The sequence below is a fragment of the Peribacillus loiseleuriae genome, assembly GCF_001183985.1.
GTDB classification, from domain to species: domain Bacteria; phylum Bacillota; class Bacilli; order Bacillales; family DSM-1321; genus Peribacillus; species Peribacillus loiseleuriae.
Map to the genome: position 1 here is coordinate 683,620 of NZ_LFZW01000001.1, position 15,591 is coordinate 699,210.

The window sequence follows — 15,591 nt, forward strand, 5'->3', positions numbered from 1 at the left end:
AGAAATTTGGAGAAAAAGATATGAACAAAGTATTAGCATGTTGTACATAAAGTAACGGGGGCTATTTGTAAATTTATTTCGCAGAAACGATAAATAGTAGATTAATATAGATATTAAAAGGAGAGTAGAATGCCAAACTACAATAAGCTAGTCCGTGACAAAATACCACAGTTCATTGTAGGTACCGGTAAGAAGTTTTCGACTAGGATTTTAAATAATGAAGAATACATAACCGAACTAAAAAAGAAATGCTTTGAAGAGTTGGAAGAATATATAGAGGCAAAATCCAAGGAGGATGCTTTTGAAGAACTAGCGGACCTTTTGGAAATTATTTATGCGCTATCTGAATATCATTGATCAAGTATAGAAGAGTTAGAGCAGTTACGTCAGATAAAAGCCGAGGAACGCGGCAGATTTAAGGAAAAAGTATTTTTAATCGAGGTTGAAGATTAATTAAAGGCAGGGGACGTGTAATTAAGGTATCCTTAATTTAAAAACAGGTGAGCAATATATGAGCCATAAGCTACAAGTTGGAGAAATGAAGGAAGTCTATTTAATAGACAAAGATATATGGGGACATTTTAATTATATTTTTTCGAGTAAGTCAAAGAATTCTACGACTTATAAGTTTGTGTTGGTAAAGTCATTATTGGAGAATTTATATAATGTAAATGAAAGACTTGAACTCACATATGATAGTCTATTTAGCAGTTTTGCCAAAATCTATTGGAATTTAGTCATCCATCATAACTTGAACCAGATTAATATGACTGGTAAAAAAGCAGAAGTCCAAAAGATACTGCATGATATTCAAGCAAAATATCAACTACCCCAGACACTGGTTTTCGATAAGCTTTCACATGAGGTTCAAATAGATGTAATCACTAAAGTGAAGCGAAAGTGTAAGCTCAATGTGATGGGCGCTTTGTATGGAGATACTGGCAGTACGATTTATGACTTTGATAATAAGACTGAAATGATTCGAATTAATCCTGCTTTTTATTCATTTATGCAGCGGTTTCAAAGGGTATTGAACTATTTAACCAACTATCAACTTGCTCTATTTTTGGAGAAGTTCAATGATCAAGGAGATACGACAAATCTACTTTTAAAAGTAGAGAATGTCTCTAAACGAGCGTCTTTGGATCAGTTTTATTATCTTTTAACCTCGTTATATAAGGGGAATTGTTTCTATTGTGGCAAGTTGATCAAGAAGAAAGAATCGGCTCATGTCGATCATTTTATTCCTTGGAGCTTTGTTCAAGCGGATCAAATCTGGAACCTGGTTATCGCCTGTAAATCTTGTAATCTTTCAAAAAACGACAAGTTGGCTGATGACAGGTATTTGTCATCTTTAATTGATCGAAATATGGGAATTTTGGAGACAGATCTTGTTCACAGGTCTGATATGAAGGTGTATTCTGAGAGGAAACTGACTGACCTTTACAAATATTCGATTGATAATGGATTTACTGACTTTTGGGCACCAAAGAAAATTATCATATAAAATATCTATCTTGCTTTCAGATTATTTCGGGGAGTGACAGGCATCTATCTTCATGCTTTGGTGGAATCGGTAAGATTCATCGTTAAGTAAGTGTATGTGTGAGCGATGGGTAAGACTGGGGTAGCAATATAATAACTATTTTTTTTAGATTGTTTATAAAAGATAGAATGGGGGAAAAAAGTATGGCTGTTCCAGGTTATCAAGATTTTATGTATCCATTTCTTAAGCAATTAGAAGATGGTAAAGAATACAGATTACAGGATCTGTATGTGTTACTAGCAAAACATTTTAATTTAACAGATGAAGAAATTGCAGAGAAACTCCCAAGTGGTAAGAAGAGCGGTATTTAAAATTACCGAAGAAGGATTAAAAGTAATTAAAAATCCTGCATTGACTAGAATTGATAGAAAGTTTTTGACTAAGTACAAGAGCTTTAACGAATTTATAAATAATACTTCAGATGAAAAGAAAATACCTGAAGTACCAGTTGATGGGGAACAAACTCCACTTGAATTAATTGATTACAACTATAATGTACTGAAAAATGAGCTTCAAGAATTGATATTAGAAAAAATTCTAGAATGTTCCCCATCCTTTTTTGAACATTTAATTGTCGATTTGATTGTAGCTATGGGCTATGGTGGGTCAAGTAAAGGATGCTGGAAGAGCAATTGGTAAAACAGGCGATGAAGGAATAGATGGCATCATTAAAGAAGACGTATTAGGTTTAGATATGATTTATTTACAAGCAAAAGGATGGAAAGTTGATTCAACTGTATCAAGACCTGACATTCAAGGATTTGTAGGTAGTTTAGTTGGTAAGAAAGCTTCGAAAGGAATCTTCATTACGACAGCTAAATTTTCCAAAGAAGCTAGAGTCTATACTGAGACAATTGATAAAAGAGTAATTCTAATTGATGCGCAAGAACTAACTAATTTGATGTTTAAGTATAATGTAGGGGTATCTGATGAAGAAGCTTATACTATTAAGAAGATTGATTTGGACTTCTTTGAAGAGTAAAACTTCATTTAAATACGTTACGGTGAACCGTACCATAAGTAAATGAGGTATATAAAAAGACCTTTTATGTTTCTATCAATTAAACATAAAAGGTCTTAATTTTATTATTTTCCATGTATTCATTGACCTATTTGTATAGCCATACGTGCATAATAGATAATAATTGTTCCATGATTACTGGCTTACTAATATAATCTGAAGCACCTGCATCAATACATTGATCTCGATCATATTTCATTGCCTTAGCTGTAAGTGCAATAATAGGAAGATTATTGAATTTAGGAATTTGTCGTATAAATTGAATTGTCTGGAATCCATCCATCTTAGGCATCATAATATCCATGAGAATTAGTTCGATGTCTGGATTACTTTGTAAAATTGCGATACCTTCCTCTCCATTTTCCGCAAACAATACTTCAACTTGATAACTTTCAAGTGCTGATGATAATGCAAATATATTTCGGATATCATCATCAACTAAAAGTATTTTTCTTCCCTCTAACAATTCCCTTCTTTCAAGCAAACGTATCCATGGTTCACCATCTTGTAATCGAGTCACAGATGGGGCCGATGTTGCGGAACTGGAATCTTCAAAAAGCCCCGTAGCTATCTCTGCTTCAGCTAGAGATAATCTATTTGTGTTTATATTTTTTTGATTCGGTAAAAATAAAGAAAAAATACTTCCTTGGCCCACTGTACTTTCAACCTCAATAAAGCCACCTAATAAGTGAGAGATTTCCCGGCTAATGGAAAGTCCTAATCCTGTTCCGCCATATTTGCGGCTAATGGTTCCATCAGCTTGTTTAAAAGCGTCAAAAATATTGCCCTGTTTTTCTGCCGGTATGCCAATTCCCGTATCCTTAACTGAAAATGCAAGTTCAATATCTAAATGAGTTAACGTCTGCAAGTTTGTAAGTGACTCTTTTTTTACTTTTTCAATGATGAATGAAACAGAACCATGGTCGGTAAATTTAAAGGCATTCGATAATAAATTCTTCAAAATTTGCTGTAAACGCTGCTTATCGGTATGAATCGATTTGGGCAAATTAGAATCAAGAAGAATGTTGAACTCTATATTTTTCTTACGTGCAACAGGGGTAAATTGTGCTTCCACAAAATCCTTAACGTCGCTAAGTAATACTTCATTAATATTAATTTCCATTTTCCCAGCTTCCACTTTTGCTATATCTAAAATGTCATTTATTAAATGTAACAGATCATTTCCTGAAGAAAAAATAGTTTCCGCATAATTGACTTGTTTTGAAGTCAGGTTTCCATTGGCATTTTCAGCTAGCATTTGGGCTAGAATCAGCAAGCTGTTGAGCGGTGTGCGCAGCTCGTGGGACATATTAGCAAGAAATTCTGATTTATATTGAGAACTAATGGCTAACTGTTGTGCCTTTTCTTCAAGAATGCTTTGTACTTTCTCTACCTCTCTTGTCTTCTGTTCAGACTGTTCAATTTGTTCTTCAAGTTGCTCATTAACTGTTTTTAACTCTTCTTGCTGCAATTGAAGCTCTTCAGAGTGGCTTTGCAGTTCTTCTGTTAAAGCCTGTGACTCTTGGAGCAGCTTTTTAAACTGCATATTTCTTAGTATACTGTTTATATTGACACCGAGATTGTCCATTAATTCTTTTAGCAGCATTTGTTCTTCAGTATTAAAAGATTTAAATGAAGCTAATTCAATAACAGCTAAAACTTCTCCTTCAAATTTTACTGGTATAATCAAAATGGCTGATGGTGATGCTTTACCAACACCAGAAGTAATGTTAATATAATTCTCAGGCACTCGGTCTAGCAGAATCATACGATTCTCTAATGCGCACTGTCCTACAAGTCCCTCTCCTAAACGAAAGCTCTCTGCACCAATGTTCTGTTGATTATAAGCATAAGCAGCTACTTTTTGGAAATGCCTTTCAGTTCCTTCTTCATTTTTTATATAGAAAACCCCATAAGATCCATCAACCATAGGCGTGACTTTTGATATGAACAGATTGGCTAAAGAGTTTAAATCAGCTATCCCTGAATGCATCGTAGCAATTTCAGCAATTTTTGTTTTTATCCAGCTTTGTTTCTCTGCAATATTTTTTAGTTCAATCAGTTCGAGTTGGGTCATTTCGAGTTCTTCTGTTCTAATTTTAAGTTGACGAACTAAAGACTCATTTTCAAAAATTGTAATGACTTGTCGAATGACAATAAATAAAAGAATAAATGCTCCACCTATTACAAAACTTGAGTAATCTTCTTTTTTGGTCATACCAAGAATGATGAAAATCAGCAAACTAAAATACGGTAATATATTAAACAGTCTGTAGAACGGTTTTTCATGCTCTTTTTTTTCTTGTGATAGATTATCCTTCATTTTGACAGAATAAAAACTTGATATACCTATTAATAATAGACAGAAATTCCATACTGGGTTTAAAGGTGACAAAAGATTAAATGTAGAAGTAATTGAATAGAATAACCAAAAACAATCTACAATGGTGTAAATAATCATTGCTATACCATTTAAAAATATGACTTTAGGAGAAAAAATCCCTTTATTAAAAAAGAAAAGCAACGCAATACTAAACATAACCCCTAAAATAGCTACCGGATAAGTTACCGAGATAATGAGTTTAAAAGTGGATATTTCAGAATTATGTAAAAAGGGTTTTAAGAAATAAACCCACGATATTGTTGTTAACACAGTCATAAATATAAAGGAATTAAAAAAAAGTTGAATTGTTCGATATTGCACTTTTTTCGTAAATATTTTATAAATTACAGCAATACTGTATATAATGCTAAACATGGCATAAAATAAATTATCCCAACCTGGGAATGGGGTGTACTCGTTTAAAACAAACTGGTGGTATCTCCATATTAATTCCCCAATAAATTGACTAAATAATGCGAGGCAGAGGATGAACCAAAATCTTTTCTCTTCTTTTTCCTTTATATGATAACTCGCTATACCTATAAATGTAATTGCAATCAATGAACCTAAAATTGCAATTAATCCAATTCCTAATAGGTTTGTTGGCCATAGTATAATCAACAAATAATAAACGAATGTATAGACCAATGTAATTAATATTGAAGGTTTCTTGAATTTCTCCAATGAGTTTCATCTCCTTTCATCTTTAGGGGTTTTCCTAAAAGGTCATTATTTTAATAATATAAATTGTTTGATTATTGAGAATATTTAACGCACATGATCATTGACGGCCCTTGATTCTATAAAGAACTGTACAATTAATGTGTAATACATACGGAATAACGCCTTTCTTAATTTTACCAAAATACTGCTATTAAAAAAATTAATATTTCATAAATTTCACCCTTAGAGCCTCAAGGACTCTAAGGAACAAAAAAAGGAGTACCTCCCCAGAATGTAGAAATAAGTAGTCACCACAACAAACTTATAAGACTGGAGGAAGACTCCTATGAATATTATACGGCAAGGAAGCCTATTTGGACTACAAGGATTATTTGATTTAGAACCTACCCACCGTTTTGAAGCTATTTTTTCTAACATCGACATTGATTCGATCTTCGCTGTGGTAACGAAGAAATCGCATTTTGGTAGACCTGTTGAACTGAACTATGCAGCTATGATTTCCTCACTTGAGATCAAAAAAATCCTGAATTTTATATGAAACTGTTAAGCAATAGCAAAATAAGAAGAGCGTGTAAGTGGGTATTCTGGCTAATGTGTTTTAAGACACATTAGCCAGAATTTTACGGTTTCAAAGCTTTATCCTTATAACTACTTTAGTAGTAATTGATTTCATATGTATGACGTTTTATGCAGGGGAAAATCTATAAAAGGGGATAACAGTAAGAAGAAGCAGAGAGACATTGCTCTCCACTTTCACACTATACCGATTAGTCGGGGACATTCGATTTATATTATTCTTCTTAAATTATGATAGTTTTGCAAAAGAACCCTAAATATGGATCACCTAATGTTTTGAATTGGCACTGCGCCTGATCGACGGCGTTCAAGTTCTACGTCCATTTCTGCCCGTTTATCATCGAGTTTGTAGGGAATCATGGTAATTGCGATTAGTACACAGATGACAAGTGGTATCCAGATAAAGCTCATTTCAATATAATTTAAAGCGGTTTCAGTTTGTTTACCATTCGGAATATAACCGCCCATTTTCAAAATAACGCCTACAATTGCACTTCCAAGGCCTAGGCTTACTTTTACAAAAAATCCTTGGAAAGCGGCAATCATCCCCGCAATACTTCGATTATTTTTGTACTCTGAATAATCAATAACATCTGGCTGAATCGCAAAAGTGGTGCCGAAGATGCCATAGATTCCAAGCCCGGTAATTGCTAAACCGGCAATCAGCAAGCCAGGTGATGACTTTCCAAAATAAATGACAAAATCTCCAACAATATAAATAACTGTACTTAAAAGCAATACATTTTTCTTCGGCATTTTCTTCTGCAGCCAGGGTAATATTAGCAGTATTGGCAGACCAGAGAGAATACCGAAAAGTCCTACAAACATCAGCCAATCCGTACGGCCCAAATTGTATGTGAAATAGTAGATAACGGTTGTATTTCTAATGACAAAAAGACCAAAATAGAGAAAATTCAAGATAAAGAAAATAACGGCAGGGCCAGTCAATCCTTTAAAATCCTGCTTAAAAGAAGATTTCCCTGGTTGAACGGTTGGCGGAACCACCTCTTTCGTATTCATGAAGGTAAACACAAATACGAGCACTGCGACAATGCCATAAATGGTCATCGTAATGAAATAACCTTTTTGGTTATCTCCTTGACCGAAGAAATTCACCATTGGCGTCGTAATCGACATAACTAAAGCGGTTCCAATTAACGCGCAAATCATACGAGTCGATACTAACCAGTTTCGCTCGTGGTTATCGGAAGTTAACCTCGGTACAATCGTATTTAATGGGATATTAACCACCGTATAAGCAATATTCAACAAGCAATATGTGATATACGCCCAGAGAATTTTTCCTGACATACTAAAATCCGGAACCATAAATGTCATGATAGTAAAGACAGCAAACGGAATGGCTCCAATTATGAAGTAGGGTCTTCCTTGTCCCCATCTAGTCCGAGTTCGGTCAACCAATAATCCCATTCCGGTATCGGCAAAAGCATCAATGATTTTGGTTACTAACATTAAGGTACCAGCAACGGTTGCGGAGATTCCAAAGACATCTGTATAAAAAAACAACAGGTAAGACGCCATTGTACTAAATACGAGGTTGCAGGCGAAGTCGCCCGCCCCGTATCCAATTCTTTTTTTCCATTTATTCATTGTTATCACATATCCTTATTTTAAAATTGGTAAAGCATATGCTCAAATTATGTTGCAGAAAGTCTTGTCAACGTTTTCATATTAGACTTTAAATTTTGATAGATTGATTTATAAACTTGGTAGTAGTCATTATATTTCTTATGATTCTCTTTATTAGGCATGATTTTCTGATCGAGAACCTGCCATTTCTTCACATCTTCATAAGAGAGAAGACCTGTACCAATACCAGCAAGCATGACATCGCCCATATTTGCTTCTACATCATGAATCGGGCAGACCACTGGATAGCCTGTGACATCAGCAAAGATTTGTCTCCACAATTTTGATTTTGTTACACCACCGGCAAGTAAGATATATTCGCCTATATTTTCTCCGGTCGCTTCAATAGCATCTCGCAGAGAGAAGGCGACCGCTTCCAAAAAGGCACGATAAATATGAGCCTTTGTATGTGCCAATGAAAGTCCCACGATGGTACCTTTTGCATCAGAATCCCAAATAGGACTTCGTTCTCCCATAAAGTAAGGAAGGACAACCAACCCTTCGCTTCCAGCAGGAATGTCTGCGGCCTGTTCATTTAACACATCATAGGCATTTTTTCCGCCCGCTTTTTCTGCTTCCAATTCATATTGACACATCGTCTGACGGAACCATTTTACAATCGCTCCAGCTGTAGCTCCTCCGGCAAAATAATAGGAAAGTCTTTTCGCATCAAATAAATACGGCCAAACAATCAAATCTTTCCCTTTCACTGGTTGATCAGATATTAAGGCTGCGCACATCGAAGTTCCAATGGCCGCTGCATAAATACCAGATTCAAATACGCCTAGGCCGATATTGGCAGCACCGCTGTCAATCCCACTGGCGACCACAGGCATTCCTTCTGAAAGGCCCAGCTCCGCCGCGGCTTCTTTTGTCAATCCACCGACAGTATCAGTTGATTCCACGATTTTCTCCGGCATCATCGACAGCGGAATTCCCATCGCATCCATCATTTCTTTAGACCAGGTTCGGTTATTCATATCAAAAATCCCGCCGATATTTCCTGCAGAGGAATAATCAATGGCGATTTGTCCGGTCAGTTTATAGATTACATAATCGTTCGGCGGGAGAAAGAGCCTGGTTTTCTGCCAATTTTCCGGTTCGTGATTTTTCATCCATAACATTTTGGTATAGCCGTAATAGGGGTCAGCTCCATTATGGGTAACTTCGCGGAGTTTTTCTTCTCCAATATGATCTAAGACCCACTTTGTTTCCGCTTCGGCTCTTCGGTCCATCCAAATCATGCACGGCCTAACTGGTTCCATGTTTTCGTCCAATGGAATTCCTGAACCTCCATAAAGCCCGCTAATGGCGATTCCACGGATTTTTTTCGCAGGTATTCCTGACTTTTGTACCGTGTTTTTAATCGATGTTTTCGTTGCATCCAGCCATACATCCGGCCACTGCTCTGCCCATAATGGTTTTGGGGTTAGCACATCGTATTCTTGTAAATCTTGAGCGATTAAATTTCCTTCCGTGTCCATTAGGATTGTTTTGGTACCGGATGTTCCGATATCTGTACCAAGTAAGTAATTCATAGATGCTTCCTCCCGAATTATTAATCTATTAAATGCAAGTGAAAGCTCCATCGATGATAAAGTCAGATCCTGTAGTAAAGCTGCTCGTGTCTCCTGCCAGATAAACACAAATGGACTGAAGCTCTTCTGGTCTACCCATTCGGTGAAGCGGTGCCATTTCATTCCACTGTTCGATCAATGGCTGTAAGTTTGGAGAATTTAAGGTAAGTTCTGTTCCGATATATCCTGGACTGATACAATTTACCCGTACATTTCTTGTTGCCCATTCTACTGCCAGCGATTTGGTTAACTGGATGACACCTGCTTTAGATGCGTTGTACGAGCACTGTGGTTGCGGCACATTTACAATATGTCCTGACATCGAAGCCGTATTAATAATCGAACCGCCACCTTGTTTTAACATGACTTTTCCCGCTGCTTGTGCTGTTAAAAATACACCGGTAAGATTAATATCAATGACTTTTTTCCACTGTTCATAGGTCATTTCCTCTGCTGGGACATTCATGCAGATTCCAGCATTACAAAAAGCAACATCTAAACGACCAAATGCTTTTAGGATGGTTTCGATCATGGCATCTACATCTGCTGGGTTGGTGACATCTGTCTTGATGGCAATTGACTTGATCCCATTATTTTTTTCAAGTTCTTGAGCTGTCTTTGTGGCTTCCTCAATATCCAGGTCCACAATCGCTATATCTGCTCCTGCTTCAGCAAAAGCTGTTGCTACACTTTTCCCAATACCTCTTGCTCCGCCTGTTACAAAAATCTTCTTTCCATCCAATCTCATTTTTTCAATAATCCCCATTTTTCTCAATTCCCTTTTGTTAATTTATTTTGTAAAATCATTTTATAAAATGTATTTACATAATAAAACGATTTTCTCTGCTAGTCAATATATAGATAATTTAAAATTGGCAGATACTTTATGACAAAACTGTGATTGTATCCGTTCTTGTGATATATTTGAAGAGTTAAAGTAAATGTTTTTATAAAATTAGTTTATATAATGGGGTGTTTTTTTCATGGACAATAGCATCACGTTTAAAGATATAAAAAAAAGCAATTATTCATCGATTTACCACCTCATTTTTCAAAATGAGAAGCTTTCGAAACAAGAAATTGCTAATCAACTTCATTTGAGTTTACCAACGGTCACCCAGAATCTCGTTCGTTTGGAAAAGGAAAAATTGATTGAGAAGTGCGGGCAGTTTGAATCTTCTGTGGGAAGGCGTGCAACAGCTTATGCCATTTGCCCTCAGGCTCGGATTAGCATTGGGGTAGAGATTCAGAAGAGGACCGTACAAATTCTGGCCATTGATTTGCGCGGTCATGCTTTTTTGCAAGAGAGACTAGCGATGGATTATTCCAATGAAGATCGTTATTATAAAGAGTTAAGTCAAGCTGTACAATCTTTCATCTCGTCACTCGATGTGATAGATGAGCAGGTTCTAGGTATTGGTTTTGCCGTACAAGGATTAACGTCAAATGACGGGAAAAAAATCACATATGGAAAAATATTAATCGCTACAGGATTAGATATTGAAGTGTTTTCAAAGTATCTCCCTTATCCATGTATGTTTTTACATGATGCTAAGTGTGCGGCAACAACAGAGTTGTGGGTAAGAAATGATATTGGCGATGCAGTCTATCTATCGATTGGTCCGCACCTTGGGGGTGCGATTATCATAAATGGTCAAATTTATATGGGGAAAGAAGGGAATAGTGGAACGGTCGAACATATGACGATTATTCCTGATGGTCCTACTTGCTACTGCGGAAAAAAAGGATGCATGGAAACGATTAGCTCTGTTCATGCACTTCTAGATGATGATGAAACATTAGATTTCTTTTTTCTACAAGTCCGTTCCAGAATTCCTGCTTATGTGAAGAGGTGGAATTCCTTTTTAGATCATTTAGCCATTTCAATCAACAATATCCATCTTGTTCTGAACAGTGAATTTATTCTAGGCGGTTATCTATCTCCTTATTTAACGGAAGATGATATCGAAACACTTCATGAAAAAGTAAACGAAAAAACGGCATTTCCTAGCAATGACCCATTTATTTATATCAGCCGTTCACTGGCAAATGGAGTACCCATTGGTGCCGCTATCCCATTTATTCAATCATTTTTGAATGAAATTTAATAGATTATTTGGAAGGCATTTATGTATCTTTCTTGAATCAAAATGAAACGAGGGAACCGTCTCTAAATAGCAATAGCATGAACTACTGAAGAGTTATTCGAAAAAGCAGAAATCACAGTTTTAAAAGAGTTGGCTATCAGATGCGATCATGCATTAGATAAGGATACAGGTGATGACATGATACATACCTACTTAGGTGAAACAATACGTTTTGAAATCAAATACAAAAATCGTACATCTATAGGGATTATAATAGACAGTTATGGAAATATTGAAGTTCAAGCTCCGAAAGGGACACCTAATGGCAGAGTACTTCAGTTATTAGAGGATAAGTGGGATCTTATTCAGCAAAAATTAAAAGAAATGAGGGATAGGCTGCAAGGACCACAGAAAAAGGTCTATGAGTATGGTGAGAGTTTTCTTTATATGGGAAAGACCTATCCAATAGAGATCTTTCAAGATATAAATATAACGCAAGACCATGTAGTGTTTAAAGAAGAAAAGTTACATATTTATGTAAAGCGGTCTGACACTGAAAAAATAAGACAAGCTTTAAAACGATTTTATTACCAGCAGTGTAAGGATCTAGTGGAGAAGAGCATATCTTCCTATCAGCGGAATTTCAAAACAAAACCAGGTCCTGTTCGTATTACGGATAGTAAAACTACCTGGGGCACCTGTGATTCAAAACGGCAGTTAACGTTTAATTGGAGACTGGCAATGGCACCACGGGAGGTAATCGACTATGTAGTCGTTCATGAAATGTGCCATATGGTTCATATGAATCACGACCGATCCTTCTGGCGCCTTGTTGGAAAAATGATGCCTGATTATAAGGAAAAGGAAAGCTGGCTGACTTTATCAGGATGGAAAATGACCATCTAGTAGTCCATTTAGCTAGTTACAAAATGCAAATGAACAAGTTAATCATGTGGATAGGAATAACTCACCAGCATCCCTAGTCCACATACACTCAACACATGTGGAGTGTTGTGTGTTGCTTACATCGAATTTGTAATTAACCAATAAACTCACTATGCAGTCACAATAAACATTTCTGATTTATCTTTCGAGTGAGAAAAAAGATTTCGTAAAAAAGACAGGGCAACCTACGGGGGATGCCTTTTTGTTTTTTGTAGACTCGGAAAACCTTATTCGAATTCAAGAAAAAGCGTGAAAAAAGGTGGGGAAAAAGAGCCGAAGAATGATTCCATTGGGGCAATGTAATGCTTGTGTGATACAAAGGCACAAGGTGAATCTATTGGGTAATAATTTAACAAAGAGTTATTTTTTTGGCTGTTGTTACTTTCTATTATTAGAACACCCACCAACATCCATGTGTTTCCACATACACTCCGCACCTGTAACTGTAGTAGTACTACGCCCCTGAACTAAGTCTCCAACGTAATGAGGGTTAGGTAAGATTAGTTTAATCGTGGAATCATTCCACTTAACACCGGCAATCAAGTAGTTATTTATAGGGGATTTTCAGAAGTTTCGCGACTTTTTGGAGGCCTTTATTTCAAGGAATCGCAGAGAATAAAACTTCATTTTACCTCGAAATAAAATGTGTTGTCAATAAGAAATTTGTAATATTTTCAAAAAATGTTATAATAGTCTTACAATTGTTTTTTCAATCGTATTCCGAATTCCGCTGTATTTTTTTGCAGATAGAATTATGGATACGTTTTTTTAATCTCCTTTTTTAAACCGAAGAAAAATACAAATAGTTGTGTGAGCTTTAAAGGAAGTTAGTTGAATAAAATTATCAATTTACTATCTAATAGTAACCGAGTTTTTATTCTACAAGGAGGACTAGAATAATGAATCTAATCAATGAGAAAGTTACACACGAGCGCTTTGGCATGGGTAGTATAGTTAACCATAATGATTCTAGTATTGAAATACATTTCGCATCGGAAAATAAAAAGTTTGTTTTCCCCGATGTATTTGGAAAGCACCTAAAACTGCATGATAAAAATGTTGCTAATTCACTCGAAAAAATTATACAAAAAAAGGAAATGGAACGACAGGAGGAAGAATGGAAGAAGGAAGAGGAAAAAAAACTACAAAGAAAAAACCAGGAACTTCGCTTGGAACATGAAAAACTTATGAAAGATCATAAACTTCATACCGAATCACAAATGGTTTTTTGGTGTGACACAGAAGAACAGAATAGTTCTTTTTCAGAGTGGAAGGTTTTTTCAGGCGTAATAAAAAGTGGTAATAACAAGGGAAAGCCAAACAAACCCATCCGCTTGCACCAAAATAGCGCTGTCCTGTTAACAGCAATAGATTCCAGCATGCCTGAAAAGGACAGACGTATCTTAGGTGTCTATATGGTGAATGAAGATTTTATCGGTAAGCTTTGTGAAGATGGATACATTCCTGCTCATTCAAAATACAGACTCCAACTTACAGAACAGGAATCGGATCAGATGCTTTTCTGGGAATATTATGTAAATGAAAAATCCCCCCAAAAAATGACATGGAATACAGGTAAATACCGTTATTTTGATAATTCATGGATGGCTCAAATTTTGCTTGATATAGTTTCGTTGAAAAGTGACCCAAAGGAACGAGAGCTGGCACAACAATTTTTTGAACATTTTTGTAAAATGAATCAGATAACAGATCAAGAGTTACCAAAGCCTAATGGCACATTAATGCGTATTTAGACGTTAGCCCAAAGATAATAAGAATGACAGGGGACTGACACATTTTCCCCACCCAACACTAATGGCGAACAGTGCCTGGCTATTGTAAAGCGGTCGCGTGGTTGAAGTTGGTATAATAGAAAAGCAGATGATATAGAAAAAATCTATACCATCTGTTTTTTTGTTTATAAAAATACCATTTAGGACCGATTTTCGTTAAAATAAATATTGTCGAATTTCACAATAGTTTTTCACAAATAATAAATGTCCAAATGTACTTGTGTTTGATAATAAGTTATTAAGCATGATATAAGTGTAAAAGAAGTGGAACATTTGGCTTTCTATTTTTTGACCGAGAGTTTGAAGTTGTATCCATAGTGAGAGGATTTGAGTTTGAAATGATAGATAATTTTTGGCGTGATTTACCACGACCATTTTTTGTACTTGCACCAATGGAAGATGTGACAGATGTTGTTTTTCGTCACGTAGTAAGTAAAGCCGGTCGACCGGATGTATTTTTCACAGAGTTTACAAACTCGGATAGCTATTGTCATCCAGAGGGCATGAAAAGTGTGCGTGGCCGTTTGACTTTTACAGAAGATGAACAGCCAATGGTGGCGCATATTTGGGGGGATAATCCCGAATATTTCCGTCAAATGAGTATTGGCATGGCAGAGCTAGGATTTAAAGGCATCGATATTAATATGGGCTGTCCTGTACCGAATGTGACATCGAGAGGGAAAGGTAGTGGCCTTATTCTGCGTCCAGACGTTGCGGCAGAACTTATTCAAGCAGCAAAAGCGGGAGGACTGCCTGTCAGCGTGAAAACACGACTTGGCGATAAGGATGTAAATGAGTGGGAGGAGTGGCTAACGCATATTTTAAAACAAGATATTGCGAACCTTTCTATTCATTTACGTACAAGAAAGGAAATGAGCCAAGTAGATGCGCATTGGGAGCTAATTCCGGAAATCAAAAAATTACGTGACCGTATCGCACCAAATACGCTACTAACAATCAATGGAGACATTCCTGACCGTCAAACTGGGCTGCAGCTTGCTGAACAATATGGTATTGATGGCGTTATGATCGGGCGAGGTATTTTTAAAAATCCTTTTGCTTTTGAAAAAGAGCCAAAAGAGCATAGCAGTAAAGAATATCTTGATCTTTTAAGACTGCAGCTTGATCTTCAAGATCAATATGCGGAAGTACTGCCACGTTCAATCACAGGGCTTCATCGCTTTTTCAAAATTTATGTCAAAGGATTCCGTGGAGCTGGTGAATTAAGAAATCAATTGATGAACACGAAATCAACAGATGAAGTGCGTGCATTGCTTGATAACTTTGGAAAAGAATGTTGATGGGACGGGGCATTAAACAGTTCAATTA

General features: G+C 36.3%; 13 protein-coding genes and 2 pseudogenes. 10 read left to right on the forward strand and 5 right to left on the reverse strand.

Features of this window, described 5'->3' with window-relative positions; genetic code table 11:
* Positions 1-129: 129 nt before the first annotated feature.
* From AC625_RS03120 to AC625_RS27525, 5 genes and pseudogenes are all read left to right on the forward strand, one after another.
* Positions 130-453, forward strand: a pseudogene (locus AC625_RS03120) (nucleoside triphosphate pyrophosphohydrolase).
* A gap of 58 nt (positions 454-511) precedes the next feature.
* Positions 512-1,507, forward strand: a complete 996-nt coding sequence (locus AC625_RS03125) for an HNH endonuclease (protein ID WP_049679954.1) — start codon at positions 512-514, stop codon at positions 1,505-1,507.
* 182 nt (positions 1,508-1,689) lie between these two features.
* Entirely contained in the window at positions 1,690-1,857 is a 168-nt protein-coding gene (locus AC625_RS27515) for a winged helix-turn-helix domain-containing protein (protein ID WP_245644920.1), read from the forward strand.
* Entirely contained in the window at positions 1,835-2,185 is a 351-nt protein-coding gene (locus tag AC625_RS27520) for a hypothetical protein (RefSeq protein ID WP_245644921.1), read from the forward strand. Before AC625_RS27515 ends, AC625_RS27520 begins: the two co-directional genes overlap by 23 nt.
* Positions 2,145-2,528, forward strand: coding sequence for a restriction endonuclease (locus tag AC625_RS27525; protein ID WP_245644922.1), 384 nt, complete (start codon positions 2,145-2,147; stop codon positions 2,526-2,528). Before AC625_RS27520 ends, AC625_RS27525 begins: the two co-directional genes overlap by 41 nt.
* A 127-nt stretch (positions 2,529-2,655) precedes the next feature.
* Here AC625_RS27525 and AC625_RS03135 read toward each other — a convergent pair whose 3' ends face one another.
* Positions 2,656-5,634 carry an ATP-binding protein gene (locus tag AC625_RS03135; protein WP_053177993.1) on the reverse strand — a complete coding sequence of 993 codons (2,979 nt, stop codon included), beginning with the start codon at positions 5,632-5,634 and terminating at the stop codon, positions 2,656-2,658.
* 325 nt (positions 5,635-5,959) lie between these two features.
* Between AC625_RS03135 and AC625_RS03140 the strand changes: the two are divergent.
* A pseudogene (locus AC625_RS03140) lies at positions 5,960-6,142 on the forward strand (IS5/IS1182 family transposase); the annotation flags it as partial.
* Between the two features lie 332 nt (positions 6,143-6,474).
* On the opposite strand, the gene AC625_RS03145 reads toward AC625_RS03140, so the two are convergent.
* From AC625_RS03145 to AC625_RS03155, 3 genes are read right to left on the reverse strand one after another with little or no spacing between them, the layout of a single operon-like run.
* Positions 6,475-7,821 carry an MFS transporter gene (locus AC625_RS03145; protein ID WP_049679956.1) on the reverse strand — a complete coding sequence of 449 codons (1,347 nt, stop codon included), beginning with the start codon at positions 7,819-7,821 and terminating at the stop codon, positions 6,475-6,477.
* A 47-nt stretch (positions 7,822-7,868) separates the two neighbouring features.
* Positions 7,869-9,398 (reverse strand): FGGY-family carbohydrate kinase, encoded by a 1,530-nt coding sequence (locus AC625_RS03150; RefSeq protein ID WP_049679957.1) that lies wholly within the window; start codon positions 9,396-9,398, stop codon positions 7,869-7,871.
* 28 nt (positions 9,399-9,426) lie between these two features.
* On the reverse strand, positions 9,427-10,203 hold the full coding sequence (locus tag AC625_RS03155) for an SDR family oxidoreductase (protein ID WP_049679958.1): 777 nt from the start codon (positions 10,201-10,203) through the stop codon (positions 9,427-9,429).
* Between the two features lie 217 nt (positions 10,204-10,420).
* Here AC625_RS03155 and AC625_RS03160 point away from each other — a divergent pair, with 217 nt between their 5' ends.
* Both AC625_RS03160 and AC625_RS03165 read left to right on the forward strand, forming a co-directional pair.
* Positions 10,421-11,545, forward strand: coding sequence for an ROK family transcriptional regulator (locus AC625_RS03160; RefSeq protein ID WP_049679959.1), 1,125 nt, complete (start codon positions 10,421-10,423; stop codon positions 11,543-11,545).
* 177 nt (positions 11,546-11,722) lie between these two features.
* Positions 11,723-12,430, forward strand: coding sequence for a M48 family metallopeptidase (locus tag AC625_RS03165; RefSeq protein WP_049679960.1), 708 nt, complete (start codon positions 11,723-11,725; stop codon positions 12,428-12,430).
* Between the two features lie 417 nt (positions 12,431-12,847).
* Here the strand turns inward: AC625_RS03165 and AC625_RS28435 are convergent, their stop codons facing one another.
* Positions 12,848-13,012 carry a recombinase family protein gene (locus AC625_RS28435; RefSeq protein WP_425415432.1) on the reverse strand — a complete coding sequence of 55 codons (165 nt, stop codon included), beginning with the start codon at positions 13,010-13,012 and terminating at the stop codon, positions 12,848-12,850.
* 356 nt (positions 13,013-13,368) lie between these two features.
* Here AC625_RS28435 and AC625_RS03170 point away from each other — a divergent pair, with 356 nt between their 5' ends.
* A complete protein-coding gene (locus tag AC625_RS03170; protein ID WP_049679961.1) occupies positions 13,369-14,223 on the forward strand; it encodes a hypothetical protein in 855 nt (284 codons plus the stop codon).
* A gap of 377 nt (positions 14,224-14,600) precedes the next feature.
* Positions 14,601-15,563 (forward strand): tRNA dihydrouridine synthase, encoded by a 963-nt coding sequence (locus AC625_RS03175; protein ID WP_049679962.1) that lies wholly within the window; start codon positions 14,601-14,603, stop codon positions 15,561-15,563.
* Positions 15,564-15,591: the final 28 nt, after the last annotated feature.

Coding starts and splice junctions, on each gene's coding strand:
- AC625_RS03125 (WP_049679954.1), top strand. CDS start 512: ATGAGCCATAAGCTACAAGTTGGAGAAATGAAGGAAGTCTATTTAATA.
- AC625_RS27515 (WP_245644920.1), top strand. CDS start 1,690: ATGGCTGTTCCAGGTTATCAAGATTTTATGTATCCATTTCTTAAGCAA.
- AC625_RS27525 (WP_245644922.1), top strand. CDS start 2,145: ATGGTGGGTCAAGTAAAGGATGCTGGAAGAGCAATTGGTAAAACAGGC.
- AC625_RS03145 (WP_049679956.1), bottom strand. CDS start 7,821: ATGAATAAATGGAAAAAAAGAATTGGATACGGGGCGGGCGACTTCGCC.
- AC625_RS03150 (WP_049679957.1), bottom strand. CDS start 9,398: ATGAATTACTTACTTGGTACAGATATCGGAACATCCGGTACCAAAACA.
- AC625_RS03155 (WP_049679958.1), bottom strand. CDS start 10,203: ATGGGGATTATTGAAAAAATGAGATTGGATGGAAAGAAGATTTTTGTA.
- AC625_RS03160 (WP_049679959.1), top strand. CDS start 10,421: ATGGACAATAGCATCACGTTTAAAGATATAAAAAAAAGCAATTATTCA.
- AC625_RS03165 (WP_049679960.1), top strand. CDS start 11,723: ATGATACATACCTACTTAGGTGAAACAATACGTTTTGAAATCAAATAC.
- AC625_RS03170 (WP_049679961.1), top strand. CDS start 13,369: ATGAATCTAATCAATGAGAAAGTTACACACGAGCGCTTTGGCATGGGT.
- AC625_RS03175 (WP_049679962.1), top strand. CDS start 14,601: ATGATAGATAATTTTTGGCGTGATTTACCACGACCATTTTTTGTACTT.